We start from the raw sequence: 21,421 nt of genomic DNA on the forward strand, positions 1-21,421 counted from the left end.
AATGAACAAAAAGAAAGTCGTGATCGGGATGTCGGGCGGCGTCGACTCCTCGGTCGCGGCCTGGATGTTGAAGGAACAGGGCTATGAAGTCGTCGGCCTGTTCATGAAGAACTGGGAAGACGACGACGATTCCGAATATTGTTCCACGCGCCAGGACTGGATCGACGCGGCCAGCGTGGCCGACGTCGTCGGCGTGGACATCGAGGCGGTCAACTTCGCCGCCGAATACAAGGACCGCGTGTTCGCGGAATTCCTGCGCGAATATCAGGCCGGCCGCACGCCGAACCCGGACGTGCTGTGCAACGCCGAGATCAAGTTCAAGGCCTTCCTCGACCACGCGATGAAGCTGGGCGCCGATTTGATCGCGACCGGGCACTATGCGCGCGTGCGCCAGAACGGCGAAAAATTCGAGCTGCTCAAAGCGCTCGATTCGACCAAGGACCAGAGCTACTTCCTGCACCGCCTGAACCAGGCGCAGTTGTCGAAATCGCTGTTCCCGCTGGGCGAGATCGCCAAGACGGAAGTGCGCAAGATCGCGGAAAAGCTGAACCTGCCCAATGCGGCGAAAAAGGATTCGACCGGCATCTGCTTCATCGGCGAGCGCCCGTTCCGCGAATTCCTCGGCCGCTACCTGCAGCACAAGCCGGGCCCGATCAAACTCGATAACGGCCAGACGGTGGGCGAGCACGTGGGCCTGTCGTTCTATACGCTGGGCCAGCGCAAGGGCATCGGCATTGGCGGCCTGAAGTCGCACAAGAATGCCGACGGTACGAGCGAGCCGTGGTTCGTGGCGCGCAAGGATATCGCCACCAACACGCTGTACATCGTGCAGGGCCACGATCACCCGTGGCTGCTGTCGGAGAAGCTCGGCGCCGGCCAGGCCAGCTGGATCGCCGGTGAGCCGCCCGGGGTTGCGGACACCTCGCGTGCGCTGTCGGCCAAGACGCGCTACCGCCAGGCCGACGTACCGTGCACGGTGACGCCGGAAGGCCTCGACCGCTTCACGCTCGACTTCACCGACCCGCAATGGGCCGTGACGCCGGGCCAGTCGGCCGTGCTGTACGACGGCGACGTCTGCCTGGGCGGCGGCATCATCGACACGGCGAGCGCCGTCTGATTGTTGCGTTCGTCCCGCAGCCACGGCATTTTTGTGCGCGATTGTCATTTGTCCATCGTATCTGACACAAAAATGTCGTAATCTCTCGGTATATTGCCACACGGAAATTAACGAGGATTATCAATGGCCGAAAACATCGTCAACAACGCGACCGAAGTGCTGTCGTTCCGCCTGGGCGGCGAGGAATACGCCATCAGCATCCTGAAGGTCCAGGAAATCCGTGGCTACGACGCCGTCACGCGCATCGCCAACGCGCCCGAGTACCTGAAGGGCGTCGTCAACCTGCGCGGCAGCATCGTGCCGATCGTCGACATGCGCATCAAGTTCAACGTCGGCGCGCCGACGTATGACGCGTTCACCGTCGTGATCGTCCTGAACATCAACAACCATACGATCGGCATGGTGGTGGACAGCGTCTCGGACGTCGTCACGCTGACGCCGGACCAGATCAAGCCGGCGCCGGACCTGGGCGCCACCGTGTCGGGCGAATACCTGCGCGGGCTGGGCACCGTCGACGAGCGCATGCTCATCCTGCTCGATATCGACAAGCTGCTCGGGTCGGAAGAGATGGGGTTGCTGGCCGCGGCGAAAGACGCGGCCTGATCAACGTCGTTCCCGCGCAGGCGGGAACCCATGCAGAGTGTGCGGAAACGCGAACTCAGTATGGCTCCCCGCCTTCGCGGGGATGACGTCAGGCTGCCACGGCAGCTCTCTTCTCCACCCACTGCACGAACGCCTGCGGCGCCAGCGGCCGCGCATACAGATAGCCCTGCGCTTCGTCGCAATCCGCCTGCTTCAGCACATCCACGACGTCCGCCGTCTCCACCCCTTCCGCCACCACGCGGTGCCCCAGGTCGTGCGACAGCTTGATCATCGCCGCCACCAGTGAGCGCTTGCGCTCGTCGCGTTCGATGCCGCGCACGAACGACTGGTCGATCTTGACCACCTGCGCCGGCAGGCTTTGCAGATAGGCCAGGCTGCTGTAGCCCGTGCCGAAATCGTCGATCGCGAGCCGCACGCCGGCCGCATCCAGCGCCTGCAGGGTGGCCTCGGCCAGACGCGGGTTCTTCATCAGGGCACTCTCCGTGATCTCCAGCGCGAGGCTGGCTGCCGGCAGGCCGTGGCGGCGCAGGCCGTCGACGATGCGCTCGCAGAAGTCCGGCTCCAGCAGGTTCACGGCCGACACGTTGACGGCCACCTGCAGTTCGATACCCGCTTCCCACCACGCCGCCAGCTGGCGCAGTGCCGTCTCCACGACCCAGCGCGTGGTCGCGCGCACCATCGACGTCTGCTCGACGATGGGAATGAACTCGGCCGGCGACACGTCGCCGAACGTCGGATGCGTCCAGCGCAGCAGCGCTTCCGCGCCGATGCACGCGCCACTGTCCAGGTCGACCTTGGGCTGGTACACGAGGCGCAGCTGGCCGCTGTTCTCGAGCGCCGCGCCGAATTCGTTGATGAGCCAGAAGCGGCGCCGGTACACGGCATCCTGCTCCCACGAGAACACGGACACGTTGCGGTCCATCTCGAACGCATGGCGCGCGGCCGAGTGCAGGTTGCGCAGCAGGTCCGCGCACGCCGTAGGGCCGATCTGGAACGGCACGATGCCCACCGTCGCCGTCGTCACGAAGCGCGACGTCACCGATTGCGCACGCTGGCGCAGCCAGTCTCCCAGGTCCGCGTAGAACGCATCCAGCTCGATGCCCACTGGCGCGATGAAGGCGAATTCCGTCGCGCCGATGTGGTACACGGTGCTCGTCTTGCCGATCGTCGCGTCCAGCATGCGCACGGCCTCGCCGACGATTTCGTCGAGGTAGGCCGCGCCCATCGCGCGCATCGCGTTGCCCAGCTGCTCCGGGCTCGCCAGGTTCACGAGCGCGGCGAGGCGGTGTTCGCCGCGCGGGCAGTCCATGGTGAGGTCCTTGAAATCGTCGAGGAATTGCGTGCGGTTCGGCAGGCCGCTGACGGCGTCGACGCGGCCCAGCGCATGCTGCAGCTCGATCTGTTCCATCACCATCGCCGCGAGGTCGGTCAGCGCCACGCGCTCGGCGTCCGTGATCGTGCGCGGGCTCGGGCCCAGCACGCACATCGCGCCCAGGCACCAGCCGTCGTGCGTGACGAGCGGCGCGCCCGCGTAGAAACGCACGCCGGACGCGGCCAGCACGCCGTCGTGATAGCACGCATCCAGCTGCAGGTCCTCGATGACCAGCAGCGCGCGCTCGTCGGCCACCTGCCCGCATGGCGCCTTCATGCGCGGGATCGAGTCGTGCTCGACGCCCACGCGCGACTTGAACCACTGGCGGTTGCTGTCCGTCAGCGACACGGCCGCGATGGGCAGCCCGAACAACTGGGCGGCCATGCGGGTGATGCGGTCGAAGGCCTCGCTCGGGGGCGTGTCGAGCAGGTTCAGCTTGCGCAACACATCGAGACGGGCGGCTTCGCCGCGCGGGCGGAGGTGGGACAGGGGCATGGTTGCCTTACTTGATTTGACGGATTTGACTAATTTATTGGATTCTGATCGGCAAATTTCCGATAGTCAACAAATACTTGAGTCATATAATCAAATACTTGCCGGATATCCGGCAAAGCAACAACTCAAATCCGTCAATTTCGTTGATGAATGACACCTATACAAGTAGAATGCCGTGACCATGCCGACACCCCGCATCGACGATTCGGACGATCCCGTCCTCACCACCGCCGCCGCCGCGCGCCTGCTCGGCGTGGCCGTCAGCACGACCCAGCTTTGGCTGGAGAGCGGCGCCCTGCCCTCGTGGAAGACGCCGGGCGGCCACCGGCGCGTGCGCCTGTCCGCCGTGACGCGCCTGCTGGCCGCCAAGGCCGGGCAAGCGCCACCCCGGGCCGGGCTGGCCACCGATCCCGAATTTCGCCCCGGTCACGCGCCGGGACATCCTGTGCCGCCGGACGAAAAGGCACGCCTCGCCGCCGTCGCGGCGAGCGGCCTGGTGGACTCGGCGCCGGAGCCCGTGTTCGACCGCCTGACGTGGCTGGCAACGCAGGTGACGGATTGTCCGATGGCGCTGGTCACGGTGCTGACGTCGCGCCGCCAGTGGTTCAAGGCGCGCACCGGCGTCGACCTCGCGGAAACGCCGCGCGACTGGGCCTTCTGCAGCCATGCGATCGTGCAGGAAGAACCGTTGATGGTGGAAGACGCGTCGCGCGATGCGCGCTTTGCCGCCAACCCGCTCGTCACGGGACCGCTGCGCGTGCGCTTCTACGCCGGCGTGCCGCTGGTCGATGCGGGCGGCCATGCGCTCGGCACACTGTGCGTGCTGGACAGCGAGCCGCGCCGCCTGCGCGCGCGCGAGATCAAGGCATTGCAGGAATTGGCGGCCATCGCCGTGGAGGAGCTGCGGCGCCGAACCTGAAGGTCAAGGCCCGCGGTGCTTCTTGACGATGGAGATGACGGTATTGCGGATCGTGCGCAGCACCGTGTCGGCCTTGAACGGCTTGACGATGAAGCCGTGCACGCCGGCCGCGACCGCGGCCTGGATGGCGGGCGCGTCGAGCGAGCCGGAGACCATGAAGATCAGCGTCTTGGGCAGTTGCGCGCGCAGCTGGTCGACGGCTTCCCGGCCATCCTCGAACTGTTCGCGCGCGATGCAGAAGATGTGCGGCTGGTGCCTGAGCGCGAGCGCGAATCCGGCCGCCGCCGTATGGGCCTGGCCGGCCACGTCGTAGCCGCCGTCCGTCAGCACCGTGTTGAGGAGGCCGCGCGCGACGGCGCTACCGTCGACGATGATCGCCTTGAGCATCGATTTCCTTTCTTCAGTCTGACTCGTAGGCCAGCATGTTCCACGTGACGCCCAGCCGCACGTCGGTCTTCAGTTGCACCAGCTTGCGCGACACCTCGAGGATCTCGCGTTCCGCGCGCAGGCGTTCGCCCAGCGGCGTCTTGAGGATGCCGGCGCCGGCCATGACGGCGTCCAGGTCGCCGTACGCGCCCAGCAGCCGCGCCGCCGTCTTCATGCCGATCTTCGACACGCCCGGCACGCCGTCCGTCGGGTCGCCCATCAGCGCCAGCAGGTCGTGCAGGCGTTCGGGCGCGACGCCGAACTTGTTGCGCACCCAGGCATCGTCGTGCCACTCTCCCTTGAAATGATCCCACACGAGCGCGCCGTGCGCGATCAGCGGGTGCAAGTCCTTGTCGGTGGTGGCGACGACGGCATCGCCACGCCCCTCCGCCAGCCAGCGCATCACGCCCGTGCCGATGACGTCGTCGGCCTCGACCTCGGGCAGCATCAGCACGTGCAGGCCGACGCTGCGCAGGCGGTCGTGGAATTCCGGCAGCGCCTCGCGCAGCACGCCCGGCATGGGCGCCCGGCCTTCGCGGTAGCGCGGATACAGCGCGTGCCGCCATGTGGGGCCGCCGTAGTCGAACGCGGCCAGCACGTGCGTGGGCGCGTGCGCTTCGAGCAGGTTGCGGAACGACGAGAACGCGTGGCGCAGGGCGATGCTCGCCTTGAGGTCGGAGTCCGGTTCGGGACTCGCCTCGTATACGCGCCGCACGATGTTCAGGCCGTCGATGGCCAGCAGCTTCGCCATGTGTCTCTTACTTCACAAAATCGTATTGTCCGCCCCGTTCGAGCGCACGCTTGTAGGCCGGGCGCGCGTGGATCTTGCCGAGGAAGGCGACAAGGTTCGGATATTGCCCATCCAATCCGCCGCGCGCGGCTGCCGCTTCCAGCGGAAAGCTGATCTGGATGTCGGCGGCGGAAAACGCGTCGCCCGCGAACCACGTGTGCGTGCTTAATTCCCCCTCCAGGTACGCCAGGTGCTGGCGGATCTGCGGCAGCACGTAACTGCTCTTGACCTTGTTCGCGATGGCCTTGGCGATCGGACGCACGAAGAACGGCGCCGGGCTTTTCTCCACCTGGTCGAATACGAGTTTCAACAGCAGCGGCGGCATCGCCGAGCCTTCCGCGTAGTGCAGGAAATACGTGTAGCGCAGCCGCTCGGGCGTGCCCGGCTTTGGCGCCAGCGCCGGACCGTAACGGTCGACGAGGTATTCGACGATCGCACCGGATTCCGCGACGATCGTGTCGCCATCCTGGATCACGGGCGACTTGCCGAGCGGGTGCACGGCGCGCAGTTCGGGCGGCGCCAGCATCGTCTTCGGATCGCGCTGGTATTTCCTGATCTCGTAGTCCAGGCCCAGTTCTTCCAGCAGCCACAGGATACGCTGGGAGCGCGAGTTGTTCAGGTGATGGACGACGATCATCAGCGTGTACCAGGATGGGAAAGGCGGTAGCTTAGCATTCTTGCGTGCCGACCAGAAGCAAACCGACAACATACTCCAGGGAAGATAGCCCATATATCGCTGGAAAGATCAGCTCCCTGACCATTTACAAGACTATAAAAGAACGTTGTAGAGATGCCGCGTCAAGGCATGTAATTTGACGAAGTTCACGAATGACGGGCTTCATCCAACGCTTCCCTGATTACACTCCATGTGACTTTCCACAAATCAATTCACGCTCATGAACTTTCGTCAACTCGGCATCCGCAGCAAGCTCATGCTCAGCATGGGCGTGTGCCTGCTCGTCTTCATCGCCATTTCCTCCACCTTGTCCATTTCGATGACGAGCGCGCAGATGCGCGAGCGCGTCGTCGACAATGAATTGCCTGCGCGGATCAGCGCCATCCGCAACGACATCCAGCGCCAGATCGCGGAACCCGCCGCGATCTCGCAGACACTGGCGAACAACACTTTCCTGCAGGCGTGGGAAGACGCCGGCAATCCGGACGACGGCCTCGCCGCGTGGACCGCGCAGTCCAGGCGCCTGTTCGAGGCCAACCACGCGGCCACCGTGTTCTGGGTATCGGACACGACGTCGAAATACTTCACCGAAAAAGGGTTCGACCGCACGATCGACAAGCAGTCGGACAAGGATGCGTGGTTCAAGAAATTCCTGGACAGCGGTGTGTCCTATTCGCTCAACCTGGACAAGGATGGCACCACGGGCGTCTACACGCTGTTCATCGACTCGCGCGTGCAGACGCCGGGCGGCAAGCTGGCGATCGCCGGACTGGGCCTGTCCGCCGAAGCGCTGGCGAACAGCATCCGCAGCTACCGCCTCGGCAAATCCGGCTACGTCTACCTGGTGAGCAATGACGGTACGCTGCTGGTCCACCGCGACCGCAGCCTGCTCGACGGCCACCACACCCTCGACAAGCAGCCCGGTTTCACGCCCGAACTCGTACGTTCTCTGCTGGGCAAGCAAGCATTCGCCTCGAGCCGCTACGACGCGCCGGCGGGCCGCCAGTTCGTCGCCTCGTCGTATGTGCCGGAGCTGAACCTGTACGTCGTGGCCGAGGTGCCGGAGGCCGAAGTGCTCGGTAACATCGGACAGACGGCCGCAGTGTCCGCCATCGTTGCCGCCCTCGTCGGCGGTGCCGTCGGTCTCGCCGCGATCTGGTTCGTCGCGGGCGCCATCTCGGCGCCGGTGATGGGCGCGGCCTGCATGCTGGGCGAGATCGCCGACGGTGAAGGTGACCTGAGCCGCCGTCTGCAGGCGGACGGCGAGGACGAAGTCGGCAAGCTGGCGCAGGCGTTCAACCGCTTCGTCGGCTCGCTGAGCGGCACGATCGGCAAGGTGCGCGACAGCAGCCATGTGATCGCCGACGCCACCGAGGAAATCGCACGCGGCAACCTGGACCTGTCGGCGCGCACGGAAGCGCAGGCGTCGAGCATCGAAGAGACGGCGGCCGCGATGGAAGAACTGACGACCACCGTGCGCCACAACGCGGATAACGCGATGGAAGCGAACCGCCTCGTGTCCGAGACGGCGCAGTCGGCCGAGAAAGGCGGCGCCGTCGTGGCGGAAGTCGTGCGCACGATGGGCGCCATCACGGAAAGCTCGCGCAAGATTGCCGAGATCATCGGCGTCATCGACGGCATCGCCTTCCAGACCAATATCCTCGCGCTGAACGCGGCCGTGGAGGCCGCGCGCGCGGGCGAACAGGGCCGCGGCTTCGCCGTCGTCGCGGGCGAGGTGCGCACCTTGGCGCAGCGCTCGGCGGCGGCATCGAAAGAGATCCGCCAGCTGATCCTGGACTCGGTCGCCAAGGTCGACGCGGGCAGCACGCTGGCCGACGGCGCGGGCCACGCGATGGAAGCGATCGTCGCCTCGGTGCGCCGTGCGGAAGTCCTGATGCGCGACATCGCGGCGTCCAGCCAGGAACAGAGCCTGGGCATCGCGCAGGTCAACCAGGCGATCGCGCAGATGGACGACGCGACGCAGCAGAACGCGGCCCTCGTCGAAGAAGCCGCCGCCGCCGCAGCCGCGCTGCAGGAACAGGCGCGCGAACTGGATGCCGTCGTCAGCACCTTCAAGCTGGCCGCAAGCACGCCGGCCGTCGCGACACCGGCAGGCCGCAAGCTCCTGCCCGCCTGATCCCCAGACCATTTCTTTAAACCGGGGTCAGAGCCCGTTTTTGGGAAATTTCCAAAAACAGGGCTCTGACCCCGGTGTTTTGGTGGCGCGTTTGCAGACTTTTCCACGGTTCGGTACCATGCTCGGTTGCAATCTTTATCCAAGATTGCTCACTCAACCGTCCCGTGGAGACCAATCCGATGCCGCGTTACCGCCTGCCGTCCCTGTCCGTCCTTTCCCTCGTGCTTGCCGCCGCCTTCGCCAGCGCCGCGCACGCCCAGACGTCACCGATGGCGCCGGATATCCCGGCCGGAAAATTCGAGACGACGGTCCCGAACGCCGACTACGTCAAGCAGGACGTCATGATCCCGATGCGCGACGGCGTCAAGCTGCATACCGTGATCGTGATCCCGAAGAGCATCATGGACGGCAAGGCGCCGATCATGCTGACGCGCACGCCGTACAACGCCTCGGGCCGCGCGGGCCGCATGAAGAGCCCGCACATCACGTCGATTCTCGGCGACGGTGACGACGCCTTCATCGAGAACGGCTACATCCGCGTATTCCAGGACGTGCGCGGCAAGTACGGCTCGGAAGGCGACTACGTGATGACGCGCCCCGTGCGCGGCCCGCTGAACAACACACAAGTCGACCACACGACCGACGCGTACGACACGATCGACTGGCTGATCAAGAATATCCCGCAATCGAACGGCAAGGTCGGCATGGTCGGCTCGTCCTACGAAGGTTTTACCGTGCTGATGGCCCTCGTCGACCCGCACCCGGCGCTGAAGGCCGCCGTGCCGATGAGCCCCATGGTCGACGGCTGGCGCGGCGACGACTGGTTCCACAACGGCGCGTTCCGCAACCCGAACCTCGCCTACATCGCCAGCCAGAACGCAGCGCGCGGCGAAGGCGAGAAGATCGTCACCGGCATCAACGACGACTACGACGCCTGGCTGCGCGCGGGCTCCACTTCCGACTTCGCGCACCTCTACGGTGTCGACCAGCTGAACTTCACGAAGAAGCTGTTCGAGCATCCGGCCTACGACAACTACTGGCAGGAGCAGGCGCTGGACAAGATCCTCGCCAGGCGTCCGCTGGCCGTGCCGACGATGACCGTCGTCGGCCGCTGGGACCAGGAAGACATCTACGGCGCCTACGCAACCTATGCCGCCGTCGAGCCGCAGGACAGGACCAATAAACTGAATTCGCTGGTGGTGGGCCCGTGGCGCCACAGTGGCGTCAATTACGAAGGCTCGACCTTGGGCGCGCTGAAATTCACGGGCGACACCGCGCGCGAATTCCGCCGTGAAGTCATGCTCCCGTTCTTCAACCAGTACCTGAAGGATGGCGCCCCCGCGTTCGACACGCCGCCCGTGTGGTCGTACCAGACCGGCGTCAATCGCTGGCGCCGTCTCGACCAGTGGCCGCTCGTGCCGGCCGCCACGCCGCTGTACCTGAAGCCGGGCTTCGGCCTCGCGTTCGAGAAGGCGCAGGGCAAGGCCGACAAGACGGCCGCATTCGACGAATACGTGTCCGATCCGGCGAAGCCGGTGCCGTTCGTGCCCCGTCCCGTGCACCTGAACGACGCCAACGTGTGGAAGCCGTGGCTCGTGACGGACCAGCGCAGCTATTCGGATCGCCCCGACGTGCTGACCTACACGACCGCTCCGCTCACCGCCCCGCTGCAGCTGGCCGGCCAGCCGATGGTCGACCTGTACGCGTCGACGTCGGGCACGGACAGCGACTGGGTCGTCAAGCTGATCGACGTGTACCCGGACGAAGTCGCGGCGCAGCCGGAAATGGGCGGCTACCAGCTGCCGATCGCGATGGACATCTTCCGCGGCCGCTACTACCAGGGCCTGGACAAGCCGGCCGCGATCCCCGCGAACAAGGCCGAGCGCTATCGCTTCGCGCTGCCGAACGTCGACCACGTGTTCCTGCCGGGCCACCGCATCATGGTGCAGATCCAGTCCAGCTGGTTCCCGCTGTACGACCGCAACCCGCAGACGTTCGTGCCGAACATCTTCTACGCCAAGCCGGGCGATTATCGCAAGGCGACGCAGCGCGTCTATCACGCGCCCGGACTGGAGAGCGCGATCGAGCTGCCGGTGGTGCAAGCCGGGAAGTAATTCATGCACTGTGGCTGAGCGGCGACACATATGTTAAATCCGTAGGACTTTCGTGGACGGAAAGGTAGGCTGTCCCTTGTCGCTCCACGAGGTCCTGCCAATGAAATTCATCGCCACCGCCGGCGCCCTGCTGCTGGCCAGCACAGTCGCCCACGCCCAGACGTCTCACTGGGCCTTCAGCTACACCGGCTTCTACGACCAGGAAGCCGCCGCCTTCCTGCCCGGCCTGCGCATCGACGGTTCGTTCACCGGCGTCGATGCCAACGGCGACGGGGTCCTCGAGCGGGGCGAGCTGACGTCGCTGCTGGTCGATGCGAAGGACTACGTGGCCTGCGCCGCGGGCAGCAATACCTATTACCACTGCGACGCCGACAGCTTCCGCTTCTCCGCGGAGAGCGGCCTGTCGTTCGGCGTCAGCGAGTATTCCAGCGATCCCGAAGGTCTCTACGGCGGCGGCCATTTCGTCACGACGGGGCAGATGGTCTACGACTACCAGTTCAACCCGTACGGCGGTTCGGAACACCACCTGCTGTGGACGGACGGTACGACATTCACGATGTCGGCCGCCCTGCCCGGCACGGAATCGGTGCCGGCCGTGCCGGAAGCGCCCACGTGGGCGATGCTGCTGGCGGGCGTGGGCGGCATCGGATTGTGGCGCCGCCGGCGCGCCTGATTTCCGCGGTTTGCCCTAGACTGGGGGCATGGGCGCAATCTACATCGGCATCTCGGGCTGGCGTTACGAACCATGGCGCGGGGTGTTTTATCCGCCCGGCCTCGCGCAGGCGCGCGAACTGGCACCGGATCGCGCGCCCTGCCCACCATCGAGATCAACGGTTCCTTTTATTCGCTGCAGCGCCCATCCAGCTACGCGGCGTGGTACGACGCAACGCCGCCCGGTTTCATCTTCGCCGTGAAGGGCAACCGCTTCCTCACCCACATGCTCAAGCTGCGCGGCATCGAGACGCCGCTCGCCAACGTGCTCGCGTCGGGCGTGTTCGCGCTGCGCGAGAAGCTCGGGCCCTTCCTGTGGCAGCTCCCGCCGCTGCTGCGCAAGTACAACGTGGCGCTGGTGGTGGCCGATACGGCCGGCAAATGGCTGGAGGTCGATGACGTGACGGCGGACTTCGTCTACATCCGCCTGCACGGCGTGCACGAGCTGTATGCGAGCGGGTACGAGCACGCATCGCTGGAACGCTGGGCCGCGCGCATCCGCGCCTGGGCGGAGAATGGGGATGTGTACTGCTACTTCGACAACGACATCAAGGTCAGGGCGCCGTTCGATGCGAAGCGGTTGATGGGAATTCTTGGGACGGCATGAACCGTCGTTCCCGCGCAGGCGGGAATCCAAGTACTTTGCGTCGACGCCTACAGAATTGGGCCCCCGCCTTCACGGGGGCGACGGGTTTTAGCGCTGGACGTGCACCTGGATGATCTTGCGCCCTTTCGCATCCTTCTCGGGCAGCGGCTCGGTCTCGCACGTGCCGCACGTATCGCACCCGCTGCCGCAGCTCGAATCTGTACCGAGCCACTGCACGATGCGGCCACGGCCGGTGCCGCCCGACAGCTTGTAGACGAGCTTTTCGCGCCACGCCTTGGGCAGGTACTTGACCGCCGCATACAGCGCGGCGAAGGCGACGATGACTGCGACGATCAGGTATTGCAGCATGATCAGCTCCCCAGCACGGACCGTGCGATGTGGAAGGTCAGGAACGAGGCCGTGTACGCGAGCGCGAACATGTAGCCGGCCATCAGCAGCGCGTAGCGCACGCTGCCCGTCTCGCGGCGCACGACGGACAGCGTCGACAGGCACTGCGGCGCGAACACATACCATGCGAGCAGCGACAACGCCGTCGGCAGGCTCCACGATGCGGCGATGATCGGCGTCAGCGAGCTGGCCACGTCGTCGCCGCCGCCCGACAACGCGTACACCGTGCCCAGCGCGCCGACGGCCACTTCGCGCGCGGCCATGCCCGGCACGAGCGCGATGCAGATCTGCCAGCCGAAGCCGATCGGTTCGAACACGACGGCCAATGCGCGGCCCAGCATGCCCGCGATGCTGTAGTAGATCGGCGGATGCGTCGCGCCTTCCGGTGCGCCCGGGAAGCTGGACAGGAACCAGACGAGCACCATCAGGGTGAGGATCACGGTGCCCACGCGGGTGATGAAGATGCGCGCGCGTTCCCACAGGCCCAACGCCAGGTTGTTCAGGTGCGGCCAGTGGTAGGCGGGCAGTTCCAGCATCAGCGGCTGGTGGCCCTTGGCGCCCATCGTGCGTTTGAATACATAAGCGACGGCCATCGCGCTGATGATGCCGGCCGCGTACAGCAGGAACAGCACCATGCCCTGCAGGTTGATGCCGGCGGCCAGTTCGCGGTTCGGGATGAACGCCGCGATCACGAGCGCGTACACGGGCAGGCGCGCGGAACACGTCATCAACGGCGCGATCATGATCGTGACGAGGCGGTCGCGCGGATTCTGGATCGTGCGCGCGGCCATCACGCCGGGAATCGCGCAGGCGAACGACGACAGCAGCGGGATGAACGCGCGGCCCGAGAGGCCGACGCCGCCCATCATGCGGTCGAGCAGGAACGCGGCGCGCGGCAGGTAGCCGCAATCCTCCAGCACGAGGATGAAGAAGAACAGGATCAAAATCTGCGGCAGGAACACGAGCACGCTGCCGACGCCGCCCAGGATACCCTCGACGATCAGGCTGCGCAGCGGGCCATCGGCCATGGCGCCGCCGACCCACTGGCCGATGGCGTCGACGCCGTTCTTGATCAGGTCCATCGGCACGGCGGCCCAGCTGAACACGGCCTGGAAAATCAGGAACATCGTGGCCGCCAGGATGACGGGGCCGATCACCGGGTGCAGCACGACGTGGTCGATCTGCTCGCTCAGATTGCCCTTGTCGTTGTCGAAGCCGACCGTCGCGTCGATGATGCGGCGCACCTCGCGCTGCGTTTCCTCGACCGGGACGGCGTCGATGGCCGACAGCGGGTTCGGCTTGATCTGCAGGTCGAACGGCATGGCTTCCAGCGCCGCCAGCAGGCCCTTCTCGCCGCCCGCCTGGATGGCCACGGTCTCGATGACGGGCATGCCCAGCTCTTTCGACAGGCGCGCCGTGTCGATCTCGATGCCGCGCTTCCTCGCCACGTCGACCATGTTCAGCGCCAGCACCATCGGCAGGCCCAGGCGCTTGATCTCGAGGACGAGGCGCAGGTTCAGGCGCAAATTCGTCGCGTTGACGACGCAGACGACGGCATCCGGCGTCTGCTCGCCGGCGCGCAGGCCGGCGACGACGTCGCGCGTGATCGCTTCGTCGGGCGTGTGGGCGTTCAGGCTGTAGGCGCCCGGCAGGTCGAGCACGCGCAACGCGCGGCCACCCGGCAGCGTGAAGCTGCCTTCCTTGCGTTCGATGGTGACGCCGGCGTAGTTCGCGACCTTCTGGCGCGCGCCGGTCAGGCGGTTGAACAGGGCAGTCTTGCCACAGTTCGGATTACCCAGCAGGGCGATGAGCGGCGTTTTTGCGGCCGCCTGGACCTGCTGATCTACTGCTCCCATATTGGTTCCATTACTCCGGCTGGATCGAGACCAGCGCCGCCTCGAAGCGGCGCAGGGCGAACGTCGACTGGCCGACCTTGACCGCCAGCGGACCGCCGGGCAGGCCGCGCTTGAGCATGCGGATGCGCTCGCCCGGCACGAAGCCCAGTTCCATCAGGCGGCGCGACACGTCGATGCCGCCGTCGCGGCTGCCGACCGCGTTCGGCGCGAGATGGATCACGGTGCCGCTCTGGCCGGCCTTGAGGCTGTCGAGCGTGGTCAGGGTAGGAGCAAGAGTCATGGTGTCGCTTCCGGGTAGTGATGCGATGCTTTTACGGTTGGGTACATCATAAACCTAAATGCGAATTATTTCTATTTGCGGTTTGTCTACTTCCGATCTCTCAGCCTTCATTTAACGCAACAACGCAACAAAAACGCTTGCATTCGCGATCCAACTTGAGCAGAATACGAAGGGTAATGAGAATGATTCGCATTATAGACCAAGAAGCAACGGCCTGTGATGCATCCACCACCGGAACCGTCCATGATCGTCTGTGTCTGCAATAACATCTCCGACCGCGAAATCCGCCAGGCGGTCGACCTCGGCCTCACGTCGATGGCCGACCTGTACAAGGAACTGGGCGTCGGCACCTGCTGCGGCAAATGCGTCAGCTATGCGCGCGAAGTGATGCACGAGCACCTGGAAAGCAAGACTGTCGTCACCGAGCTGCGCCGTGCGCCGGCCGACAGGCTCGTCGCCTGATCCACGCATCTTCCCGCGCAGGCCGCCGCGGCGCCCGATATTGCCATGCAAAATCGGTACGTGCACCCGACCATGCACGACCCGGTCTTGGTAATATGTGACTTCCGACGCATCCGGATTTCACTCCCATGCCCGTAATCCCGTTCCGCCCACCCCAAGCGCCCTTTACGGTCCAGCCGCCCCCGCAGCCGTCGCGTCGCGCCGTCATGGTCAAATGGCTGCGCAAGACGCATGGCTGGATAGGTCTATGGGGCGCCGTGCTCGGCCTGTTGTTCGGCAGCACTGGCATCCTCCTCAACCACCGTGCCGTGATGAAAATTCCCGCCGTCCAGGCGCAGGCGTCCACGGTCCAGGTTCCCTTGCCCAGTCCGTCACCCGGCAGTCCGCAGGCGCTGGCGACCTGGCTCAAGCGCTCGTTGCGGCTGGAGCCGGAGCCCGGACGCGTAACAGCCGAGGCGGCGCGCCCGGTCGCGTGGGGCGACAAGTCCCTGATCCAGCCCGCGCGCTGGAGCGCCAGTTTTACTTCACCGTCCGGCAATGTCCAGGCCGAGTATTGGGTCGGTAACAGCTATGTCACCGTCAAGCGCGCCGAGAACAATGTTTTCGGCACCCTCGTCAACCTGCACAAGGGCGTGGGCATGAGTGCCGCATGGATCCTGCTCGTGGACACGCTGGCCGGTTCCATCATCCTGCTGTCGCTGTCCGGCGTCGTGCTGTGGTCGCTCACCAACCGGCGGCGCACGGTGGGCATCGTGATCGGGGCCGTGTCGTTGCTGGCGGCGGGCGGTCTGGCACTGGCGGCGATATGACCCTCCTCCACCGTATGCCCCCGCCTGGCTCGTGGTTTGCTATGATGCTATGACGACAACCGCACGAAAAGGCAATCCATGAAGGGCGATCCCAACATCATCCGGCTGCTCAACGCTCAGCTGACCAACGAGCTCACCGCAGTCAACCAGTATTTCCTGCATGCACGCATGTACAGGCACTGGGGCTTCGACAAGCTGGGCAAGAAAGAATACGACGAATCGATCGGCGAGATGAAGCATGCCGACCGCCTGATCGACCGCATCCTGATGCTCGACGGCTTGCCGAACCTGCAGGCGCTGCACAAGCTGCTGATCGGCGAATCGGTACAGGAGATGCTGGAATGCGACCTGAAGCTGGAACGCGCGGCCCAGGTCACGGTCAAGGAAGGCATCGCCGCCGCCGAGATCGCGCACGACTACGTGTCGCGCGACCTGCTGCTGGAGATTCTCGAAGACACCGAGGAACACATCGAGTGGCTGGAGACGCAGCTCGACCTCATCGTCAAGGTCGGCATCCAGAATTACCTGCAATCGCAGATGGGCGAATAAGGAACGTCGATAAACCTGCTGCGCGTCGCACTGTTGGCCTCCGATGCTCCGCTACGGCGGACCGGCCGTACCGTAAGTACGGCTGCGCTTCTCGGCCAACATTGCTTCCGCTCGCGACGGTTTCTCGAGGTTCCTTTTTAAGATGCCTCGCGCCAGCGTGCGACCCACTTGTCATAGAAACCCATGTCGGCAGGCACCGCCCCGCTGACCGCACAGATCGCGCCGGCGAATTCGTTGGCGCGCGCCAGGATGAGTTCCAGCGGCCAGCCGCGCGCGCGGCCCAGCATGAAGATGGCGGCGAAGGCGTCGCCCGCGCCCGTCGTGTCGATCACGAACGGCGGCGCCGGGTTGTCGCGGGTGGCGACGTAGCTGCCGTCCGCGCCGAAGTACACGGAACCGCGGTGGCCCAGGGTCACGATCAGTGCTTCCAGCGAAAAGCGGTCCATCAGCGCGCGGCAGGCCGCGTGCACCTCTTCCGTCGACAGCGCCGCGTCGTTCGGGCCGATCTGGAAATACCACTGGAACAGCGCCTGCAATTCCTCCTCGTTGACCTTGACGATGTCGGCCGCCGTCAGCGCCTTCGTGACGATCGGTTCGGTCGCGTGGCCCGTGCGCAGGTTGAGGTCGAGGAAGCGCTTGGCCGCCGGCGTCGCGTCCAGCACGGCCGCCAGCGCGAGGCGCGAGCGTTCTTCGCGTTGGGCCAGCGTACCGAAATATACGGTGTCGTACGCGCCGCCGGAAACGCTCGCGGCGGCCAGCGACGGGTCGATGAAATCGTAGGCCTGGCGCGGCAGCAAAGTGAGACGATGACTGGCGCCCTGGCGCTCGACGACGGCGCGGCCCGTTTCTTCCATCGTGTCGATCTGCAAGCCCGTTTCCGGGATCACGAAGCGCTCGAACTCGGCGCGGACGGCGGCGCCGTTGCGGTCGTCGCCGATGCGGGTGATCAAGAGGGGCGGTGCCATGAAGGCGGCCAGGTGGCGCGCCACGTTGAACGGGGCGCCGCCCACGACCGGGGCGCCCGCGCCTTCCTCAACGAGCACCTCGCCGAACACCACCGCCATCCCGTTCCACTTCACCATACGCCATCTCCGTCCGTTCGATCGTACCCGGGGCATTGTAGCGCACCAGCCGCATCGCGAAAGCGGCGCAAACGAGCAGCGCGCCGGCCAGGCGGATCACGTTTTCCGGGTTCCCGCCCAGCCAGCTATGGTAGTACAGCGGCAAGGTGAAGATCTGGATGATCATCGGGATCACGATGAACATGTTGAAGATCCCCATGTAGACCCCGGTGCGTTCCGGCGGCAGGCTGGACGCGAGGATCACGTACGGATTGCCCATGATGCTGGCCCACGCGAGGCCGATGCCGACCATCGGCACGAGCAGCAGCACCGGCGTGTGGATGTGCGGGATCGCGAGCATGCCGGCGCCGGCCAGCAGCAGGCACACGGCGTGCACGACGTGCGGCCCGTGACGCCGCGCGAACGGCACCAGCGCGAACGCGGCGAGGAACGCGATGAAGTTGTAGAACGCGCCGATCTGGCCGTTGAGGAGACCCGCGTCGCGAAAGCCCGGCGAGGCCGCGTCGCTCGTGCCGAACAGGGTACGCGCCAGCGACAGCGTGATGAATTGCCAGTAGCAGAACATCGCGTACCACTGGAAGAGCTTCACGAGGGCCAACTGCTTCATGGTCACCGGCATGTCGCGCACGGCCGCGGCGATCTCCGCCAGCGTGTGGCGCCAGCCGCCGGGCGTCGCGCGCAGCGCCGCCAGCGCGTGCGGCGACAGCGGGTCTTCCGGCGTCGTCTTGACGGACCACAGCACGGAGACGAGCGAGCACACGGCGCCGATCAGGAATGCCGCGACGACGACCTGCGGGATATGGCTGCCGTTGACGGCATCCTTGTCCATGCCGATCCACACGAGCAGCGACGGCGTCAGGTAGGCCAGCGTCTGGCCCAGGCCCGTGAACGCGCTTTGCGTGAGGAAGCCGAGCGAGTGCTGGCTCGCGGGCAGCTTGTCGCTGACGAAGGCGCGGTACGGTTCCATCGTCACGTTGTTCGCGGAGTCGAGGATCCACAGCAGGCTCGCGGCCATCCACAACGTCGGGCTGTACGGCATCGCCAGCAGGCCGAGGCTGCACAGGATCGCGCCGATCAGGAAGTATGGCGTACGTCTCCCCCAGCGGCTGACGGTGCGGTCGCTCATCGCGCCGATCAGCGGCTGCACGAGCAGGCCCGTGACGGGACCCGCGAGCCACAGATACGGCAGGCTCGCCTCGTCGGCGCCGAGGTATTTGTAGATGGGGCTCATGCTGCTCTGCTGCAGCCCGAAGCTGAACTGGATGCCGAAGAATCCGATGTTCATGTTGACGATCTGCCAGAACGTCATGCGCGGCTTGGCCATCATGGCTCCCAGCGGTCGATGAATGGACGGTAGAACGCATGATCGTCCGGGACGGCGCCGACGATGCCGCACACGGCGCCGGCGAATTCGTTGGCGCGGGCAAGCGTGGCATCGAGCGCCCAGCCGCGCGCGCGGCCCAGCAGGAACACGGCGGAGAAGGCGTCGCCGGCACCCACCGTGTCGGCCAGCTGCACGGGCGCGGATGGTGCCGGCGTGGCGTGATACGCACCGTCGGCACCGAAATACACGGCACCGCGCGGCCCCAGCGTCACGATCAGGCCCGTCAGGTTGAACACGCGCAGCAAGGTCGCGCACGCGTGGCGCACGTCGGCGCATGCCATGTCGTCCGTCGGGAGCCGCATGTGGGTGTACCAGCCGAACAAATCCTGCAACTCCTCTTCGTTGACCTTGACGATGTCGGCCGCGTGCAGCGATGCGAACACGCAGCGCTCCGTCACCTGCCCTTCCCGCACGTTCAGGTCCAGGTAGCGGCAGGCATCGGTCGCCGCCAGCAGCCGCGCCAGCGTATCGCGCGATGCCGGCTCGCGCTGGGCCAGCGTGCCGAAATACAGCGTCGCGGGCGCGGCGGCCGTCATGGCCGCCATCGCGGGCTCCGCCTCGATGGCATCATAAGCCTGGTGCGGCAGGATCGTGAAGCGGTGGCCGCCGTCGCCGTGGCGTTCCACACGCACCCGGCCCGTCGGCAAGGCCGCATCGACCTGCAGCCCGGCCATCGGCAGGCCGAAGCGCTCGAACTCGGCGCGCATGCGGGCGCCGTTCTCGTCCAGGCCCACGCGGGTGAGCATCAGGGCATCCTGCCCCAGCGCGGCCAAATGGCGCGCCACGTTGAACGGCGCGCCGCCGATCACCTGGCGGTCGCCGAAGTCGTCCACCAGCGCTTCGCCGAACACGGCGACGGTTCCATTTACACGTTGCGTCATCATAGCCACACCTGATCCCACGGCGCCAGCGTCACCGTGCCGGCGCGGCCGTACGCGGCCAGGTCGACGGTCAACGCGCGGCCGGAAAAATTGAAGAGGCCCAGGAAGTGCTCGCCGCGCGCCAGCGCCAGCAGGGCCGGATCGCCGGCGGGCAGCACCGTGCACGGCGTCCCGGCCGCGAGGTCCGGTGTCTCGCGGCGCTGCCGGATCAGCCGGCGCAGGCCCGCGTACGCGCGGCCGGCCGGCGTCGTGATATCGCCACGCTCCGCGTAACGCGCTTCGTCGAACGGCGCGCGCTGGATCCAGCGGCTGTCGTGCGCCTTCGCCGGGTCGGCGAGGTAGCTGTCGTCGTTGGCCATCGCCAGCTCGTCGCCCATGTACAGCACGGGCAGGCCGCCGAAGCACAGCGCGAGGCCGTGCACGAGCAGCAGGCGCCGCATGCCTTCCTCGGATCCGTCCGCGCCACTCAGCGCCGCGGCCGTGCCGTTGGTCGCGAGGCCGCCCTGGAAGCCGACGCCGGGCCCTTCGTTGTAAGTGCGCGCGACTTCGGCCAGGCGGTCGAGACTGCCCGCTTCGGCCAGCAGGTGCTTCCAGCCGATGTCGTCGTGGCAGCGCACATAGGTCAGCCAGCTCGCGCCGGATGGCAGCGGCGGCGTGGCGGCGGCGACCGCGCGCACGAGGTCCGCGTCTTCCTCGGCCAGCGCGGCCCAGCCGGCCGTCATCAGCGTGCTGTGGTACGCGAGGTGGCATTCGGGCGCCTTGGTATCGCCGAAGTACGCGGGCAGTTCGCGCGTCGGCACGATCGCCTCGGCCTTCAACAGCACCCCGGGCGCGGCGATGTCGACGATGGCGCGCAGCGCCTGCAGCAGCAGATGCGCTTCCGGCTGGTTCATGCAGTCGGTGCCGAGGCGCTTCCACAGGAACGCGGTGGAGTCGAGGCGGAACACGTCGATGCCGCGGTTCGCGAGGCGCAGCAGCGCCACCGCCACGGCTTCGAACACGGCCGGGTTGGCGTAGTTCAGGTCCCACTGGAACGGATAGAACGTGGTCCACACCCAGCCGCCCAGCGCCGGGACATGCGTGAAATTGCCGGGCGCCGCCTGCGGGAACACCTGGCCCAGCGTACGCTCATACGCCCGCGCCTTGTCTTCGTCCAGCACGTGGAAAAAGGCGCGCATGGCGGTGTCGCCGGTCAGGGCGCCCAGCGCCCACGGATGGTCGTCGGCCACATGGTTCAGGATCAGGTCCGAGCACAGGCTGATGCCCGCTTCGCGCAGCGCCGCCGTCAGGTCTTCCAGGTCGGCCATCGTGCCGAAGCGCGGGTCGACCTCGTCGAAGCTGGCCACGGCAAACCCGCCGTCGCTCTCGCCCGCGCGCGGACGCAGGAACGGCAGCAGGTGCAGGTACGTGACGCCCAGGTCGCGCAGGTGCGGAATACGCTCTTTCACGCCGCGCAGGTCGCTCCCGAACTGGTCGACGTAGGCGCTGTAGCCCAGCATCGTCGGTGCGCAGAACCAGCGCGGCTCGTCCTCGCGGGCGGCGTCGAGCGCCTGCAGCGCGGCCGGGCGCGCGGCCATCAGGCCCCCGATCCCGGCCATCAGGTTGTCGAACCAGGCGGCGTGGCCGGGCAGATGGCCGTACAGGCGGTGCAGGCGGTCGGCCAGCACGGCCTCGTGGCGCGCGAAACGGCGCTGCGCGTCGGCGTGGCGCGCCGGCGGCAGCCCGTCGAGCAGGCGGCGCAGGGGATGGGACATCGTGCTCATG

At 66.3% G+C, this 21,421-nt stretch carries 20 protein-coding genes and 1 pseudogene; 10 read left to right on the forward strand and 11 right to left on the reverse strand.

Features of this window, described 5'->3' with window-relative positions; translation table 11 throughout:
- The first annotated feature begins 1 nt into the window (after position 1).
- Positions 2-1,117: a tRNA 2-thiouridine(34) synthase MnmA gene (gene mnmA / locus QPK29_RS22005; protein WP_371771329.1), complete on the forward strand. Its 1,116-nt coding sequence runs from the start codon at positions 2-4 to the stop codon at positions 1,115-1,117.
- A 123-nt stretch (positions 1,118-1,240) separates the two neighbouring features.
- Entirely contained in the window at positions 1,241-1,720 is a 480-nt protein-coding gene (locus QPK29_RS22010) for a chemotaxis protein CheW (RefSeq protein ID WP_056123914.1), read from the forward strand.
- A gap of 88 nt (positions 1,721-1,808) precedes the next feature.
- Here the strand turns inward: QPK29_RS22010 and QPK29_RS22015 are convergent, their stop codons facing one another.
- The gene (locus QPK29_RS22015; protein WP_371771330.1) at positions 1,809-3,587 is read right to left on the reverse strand and encodes a putative bifunctional diguanylate cyclase/phosphodiesterase; all 1,779 of its coding nucleotides are present in this window, start codon (positions 3,585-3,587) and stop codon (positions 1,809-1,811) included.
- A gap of 181 nt (positions 3,588-3,768) precedes the next feature.
- On the opposite strand from QPK29_RS22015, the gene QPK29_RS22020 reads away from it, so the two are divergent.
- Positions 3,769-4,506: a GAF domain-containing protein gene (locus tag QPK29_RS22020; protein WP_371771332.1), complete on the forward strand. Its 738-nt coding sequence runs from the start codon at positions 3,769-3,771 to the stop codon at positions 4,504-4,506.
- A gap of 3 nt (positions 4,507-4,509) precedes the next feature.
- Here the strand turns inward: QPK29_RS22020 and QPK29_RS22025 are convergent, their stop codons facing one another.
- From QPK29_RS22025 to QPK29_RS22035, 3 genes are read right to left on the reverse strand one after another with little or no spacing between them, the layout of a single operon-like run.
- Positions 4,510-4,893, reverse strand: coding sequence for a response regulator (locus QPK29_RS22025; RefSeq protein ID WP_056123907.1), 384 nt, complete (start codon positions 4,891-4,893; stop codon positions 4,510-4,512).
- A 13-nt stretch (positions 4,894-4,906) separates the two neighbouring features.
- The gene (locus QPK29_RS22030; protein ID WP_056123905.1) at positions 4,907-5,683 is read right to left on the reverse strand and encodes a 5'-3' exonuclease; all 777 of its coding nucleotides are present in this window, start codon (positions 5,681-5,683) and stop codon (positions 4,907-4,909) included.
- 7 nt (positions 5,684-5,690) lie between these two features.
- Positions 5,691-6,359, reverse strand: coding sequence for a glutathione S-transferase (locus tag QPK29_RS22035; RefSeq protein WP_371771333.1), 669 nt, complete (start codon positions 6,357-6,359; stop codon positions 5,691-5,693).
- A 259-nt stretch (positions 6,360-6,618) separates the two neighbouring features.
- Here QPK29_RS22035 and QPK29_RS22040 point away from each other — a divergent pair, with 259 nt between their 5' ends.
- From QPK29_RS22040 to QPK29_RS22055, 4 genes and pseudogenes are all read left to right on the forward strand, one after another.
- On the forward strand, positions 6,619-8,535 hold the full coding sequence (locus tag QPK29_RS22040) for a methyl-accepting chemotaxis protein (RefSeq protein WP_371771334.1): 1,917 nt from the start codon (positions 6,619-6,621) through the stop codon (positions 8,533-8,535).
- A 179-nt stretch (positions 8,536-8,714) separates the two neighbouring features.
- Positions 8,715-10,649 carry a CocE/NonD family hydrolase gene (locus tag QPK29_RS22045; protein ID WP_371771335.1) on the forward strand — a complete coding sequence of 645 codons (1,935 nt, stop codon included), beginning with the start codon at positions 8,715-8,717 and terminating at the stop codon, positions 10,647-10,649.
- A gap of 100 nt (positions 10,650-10,749) precedes the next feature.
- Positions 10,750-11,322 (forward strand): PEP-CTERM sorting domain-containing protein, encoded by a 573-nt coding sequence (locus QPK29_RS22050; RefSeq protein ID WP_371771336.1) that lies wholly within the window; start codon positions 10,750-10,752, stop codon positions 11,320-11,322.
- 28 nt (positions 11,323-11,350) lie between these two features.
- Positions 11,351-11,967 (forward strand): annotated as a pseudogene (locus QPK29_RS22055) (DUF72 domain-containing protein).
- Positions 11,968-12,054: 87 nt separating this feature from the next.
- Here QPK29_RS22055 and QPK29_RS22060 read toward each other — a convergent pair.
- From QPK29_RS22060 to QPK29_RS22070, 3 genes are read right to left on the reverse strand one after another with little or no spacing between them, the layout of a single operon-like run.
- Positions 12,055-12,315, reverse strand: a complete 261-nt coding sequence (locus QPK29_RS22060) for a DUF6587 family protein (protein WP_056329755.1) — start codon at positions 12,313-12,315, stop codon at positions 12,055-12,057.
- A 2-nt stretch (positions 12,316-12,317) separates the two neighbouring features.
- The gene (gene feoB, locus QPK29_RS22065) at positions 12,318-14,210 is read right to left on the reverse strand and encodes a ferrous iron transporter B (RefSeq protein WP_160410667.1); all 1,893 of its coding nucleotides are present in this window, start codon (positions 14,208-14,210) and stop codon (positions 12,318-12,320) included.
- A gap of 10 nt (positions 14,211-14,220) precedes the next feature.
- Positions 14,221-14,490, reverse strand: a complete 270-nt coding sequence (locus QPK29_RS22070; RefSeq protein WP_052170598.1) for a FeoA family protein — start codon at positions 14,488-14,490, stop codon at positions 14,221-14,223.
- Positions 14,491-14,733: 243 nt separating this feature from the next.
- Between QPK29_RS22070 and QPK29_RS22075 the strand changes: the two genes are divergently transcribed.
- From QPK29_RS22075 to bfr, 3 genes are all read left to right on the forward strand, one after another.
- The gene (locus QPK29_RS22075) at positions 14,734-14,952 is read left to right on the forward strand and encodes a (2Fe-2S)-binding protein (RefSeq protein ID WP_371771337.1); all 219 of its coding nucleotides are present in this window, start codon (positions 14,734-14,736) and stop codon (positions 14,950-14,952) included.
- A gap of 128 nt (positions 14,953-15,080) precedes the next feature.
- Positions 15,081-15,761, forward strand: coding sequence for a PepSY-associated TM helix domain-containing protein (locus QPK29_RS22080; RefSeq protein ID WP_082577463.1), 681 nt, complete (start codon positions 15,081-15,083; stop codon positions 15,759-15,761).
- Between the two features lie 78 nt (positions 15,762-15,839).
- The gene (gene bfr, locus QPK29_RS22085; protein WP_056123876.1) at positions 15,840-16,310 is read left to right on the forward strand and encodes a bacterioferritin; all 471 of its coding nucleotides are present in this window, start codon (positions 15,840-15,842) and stop codon (positions 16,308-16,310) included.
- Positions 16,311-16,447: 137 nt separating this feature from the next.
- On the opposite strand, the gene QPK29_RS22090 is transcribed toward bfr, so the two are convergent.
- From QPK29_RS22090 to QPK29_RS22105, 4 genes are read right to left on the reverse strand one after another with little or no spacing between them, the layout of a single operon-like run.
- The gene (locus tag QPK29_RS22090; RefSeq protein ID WP_371771338.1) at positions 16,448-17,392 is read right to left on the reverse strand and encodes a PfkB family carbohydrate kinase; all 945 of its coding nucleotides are present in this window, start codon (positions 17,390-17,392) and stop codon (positions 16,448-16,450) included.
- A complete protein-coding gene (locus QPK29_RS22095; RefSeq protein ID WP_371771339.1) occupies positions 17,343-18,719 on the reverse strand; it encodes an MFS transporter in 1,377 nt (458 codons plus the stop codon). The genes QPK29_RS22090 and QPK29_RS22095 overlap by 50 nt, the downstream gene beginning before the upstream one ends.
- On the reverse strand, positions 18,716-19,660 hold the full coding sequence (locus tag QPK29_RS22100) for a PfkB family carbohydrate kinase (RefSeq protein ID WP_371771340.1): 945 nt from the start codon (positions 19,658-19,660) through the stop codon (positions 18,716-18,718). Before QPK29_RS22100 ends, QPK29_RS22095 begins: the two co-directional genes overlap by 4 nt.
- A complete protein-coding gene (locus QPK29_RS22105) occupies positions 19,657-21,420 on the reverse strand; it encodes an alpha-amylase family glycosyl hydrolase (protein WP_371771341.1) in 1,764 nt (587 codons plus the stop codon). The genes QPK29_RS22100 and QPK29_RS22105 overlap by 4 nt, the downstream gene beginning before the upstream one ends.
- Position 21,421: the final 1 nt, after the last annotated feature.

Origin of the sequence: Massilia orientalis (assembly GCF_030411975.2) — a bacterium.
In the GTDB taxonomy this organism is placed as follows: Bacteria; Pseudomonadota; Gammaproteobacteria; order Burkholderiales; family Burkholderiaceae_D; genus Telluria; species Telluria orientalis.

Excerpts from the sequence above, each read along its gene's own strand:
- QPK29_RS22070 (WP_052170598.1), bottom strand. The coding sequence starts at position 14,490 with ATGACTCTTGCTCCTACCCTGACCACGCTCGACAGCCTCAAGGCCGGC.
- QPK29_RS22090 (WP_371771338.1), bottom strand. The coding sequence starts at position 17,392 with ATGGTGAAGTGGAACGGGATGGCGGTGGTGTTCGGCGAGGTGCTCGTT.
- QPK29_RS22020 (WP_371771332.1), top strand. The coding sequence starts at position 3,769 with ATGCCGACACCCCGCATCGACGATTCGGACGATCCCGTCCTCACCACC.
- QPK29_RS22095 (WP_371771339.1), bottom strand. The coding sequence starts at position 18,719 with ATGATGGCCAAGCCGCGCATGACGTTCTGGCAGATCGTCAACATGAAC.
- QPK29_RS22045 (WP_371771335.1), top strand. The coding sequence starts at position 8,715 with ATGCCGCGTTACCGCCTGCCGTCCCTGTCCGTCCTTTCCCTCGTGCTT.
- QPK29_RS22075 (WP_371771337.1), top strand. The coding sequence starts at position 14,734 with ATGATCGTCTGTGTCTGCAATAACATCTCCGACCGCGAAATCCGCCAG.
- QPK29_RS22100 (WP_371771340.1), bottom strand. The coding sequence starts at position 19,660 with ATGATGACGCAACGTGTAAATGGAACCGTCGCCGTGTTCGGCGAAGCG.
- QPK29_RS22080 (WP_082577463.1), top strand. The coding sequence starts at position 15,081 with ATGCCCGTAATCCCGTTCCGCCCACCCCAAGCGCCCTTTACGGTCCAG.
- QPK29_RS22030 (WP_056123905.1), bottom strand. The coding sequence starts at position 5,683 with ATGGCGAAGCTGCTGGCCATCGACGGCCTGAACATCGTGCGGCGCGTA.
- QPK29_RS22060 (WP_056329755.1), bottom strand. The coding sequence starts at position 12,315 with ATGCTGCAATACCTGATCGTCGCAGTCATCGTCGCCTTCGCCGCGCTG.
- mnmA (WP_371771329.1), top strand. The coding sequence starts at position 2 with ATGAACAAAAAGAAAGTCGTGATCGGGATGTCGGGCGGCGTCGACTCC.
- QPK29_RS22015 (WP_371771330.1), bottom strand. The coding sequence starts at position 3,587 with ATGCCCCTGTCCCACCTCCGCCCGCGCGGCGAAGCCGCCCGTCTCGAT.
- QPK29_RS22105 (WP_371771341.1), bottom strand. The coding sequence starts at position 21,420 with ATGAGCACGATGTCCCATCCCCTGCGCCGCCTGCTCGACGGGCTGCCG.
- bfr (WP_056123876.1), top strand. The coding sequence starts at position 15,840 with ATGAAGGGCGATCCCAACATCATCCGGCTGCTCAACGCTCAGCTGACC.
- QPK29_RS22050 (WP_371771336.1), top strand. The coding sequence starts at position 10,750 with ATGAAATTCATCGCCACCGCCGGCGCCCTGCTGCTGGCCAGCACAGTC.
- QPK29_RS22040 (WP_371771334.1), top strand. The coding sequence starts at position 6,619 with ATGAACTTTCGTCAACTCGGCATCCGCAGCAAGCTCATGCTCAGCATG.
- QPK29_RS22025 (WP_056123907.1), bottom strand. The coding sequence starts at position 4,893 with ATGCTCAAGGCGATCATCGTCGACGGTAGCGCCGTCGCGCGCGGCCTC.
- feoB (WP_160410667.1), bottom strand. The coding sequence starts at position 14,210 with ATGGGAGCAGTAGATCAGCAGGTCCAGGCGGCCGCAAAAACGCCGCTC.
- QPK29_RS22035 (WP_371771333.1), bottom strand. The coding sequence starts at position 6,359 with ATGATCGTCGTCCATCACCTGAACAACTCGCGCTCCCAGCGTATCCTG.
- QPK29_RS22010 (WP_056123914.1), top strand. The coding sequence starts at position 1,241 with ATGGCCGAAAACATCGTCAACAACGCGACCGAAGTGCTGTCGTTCCGC.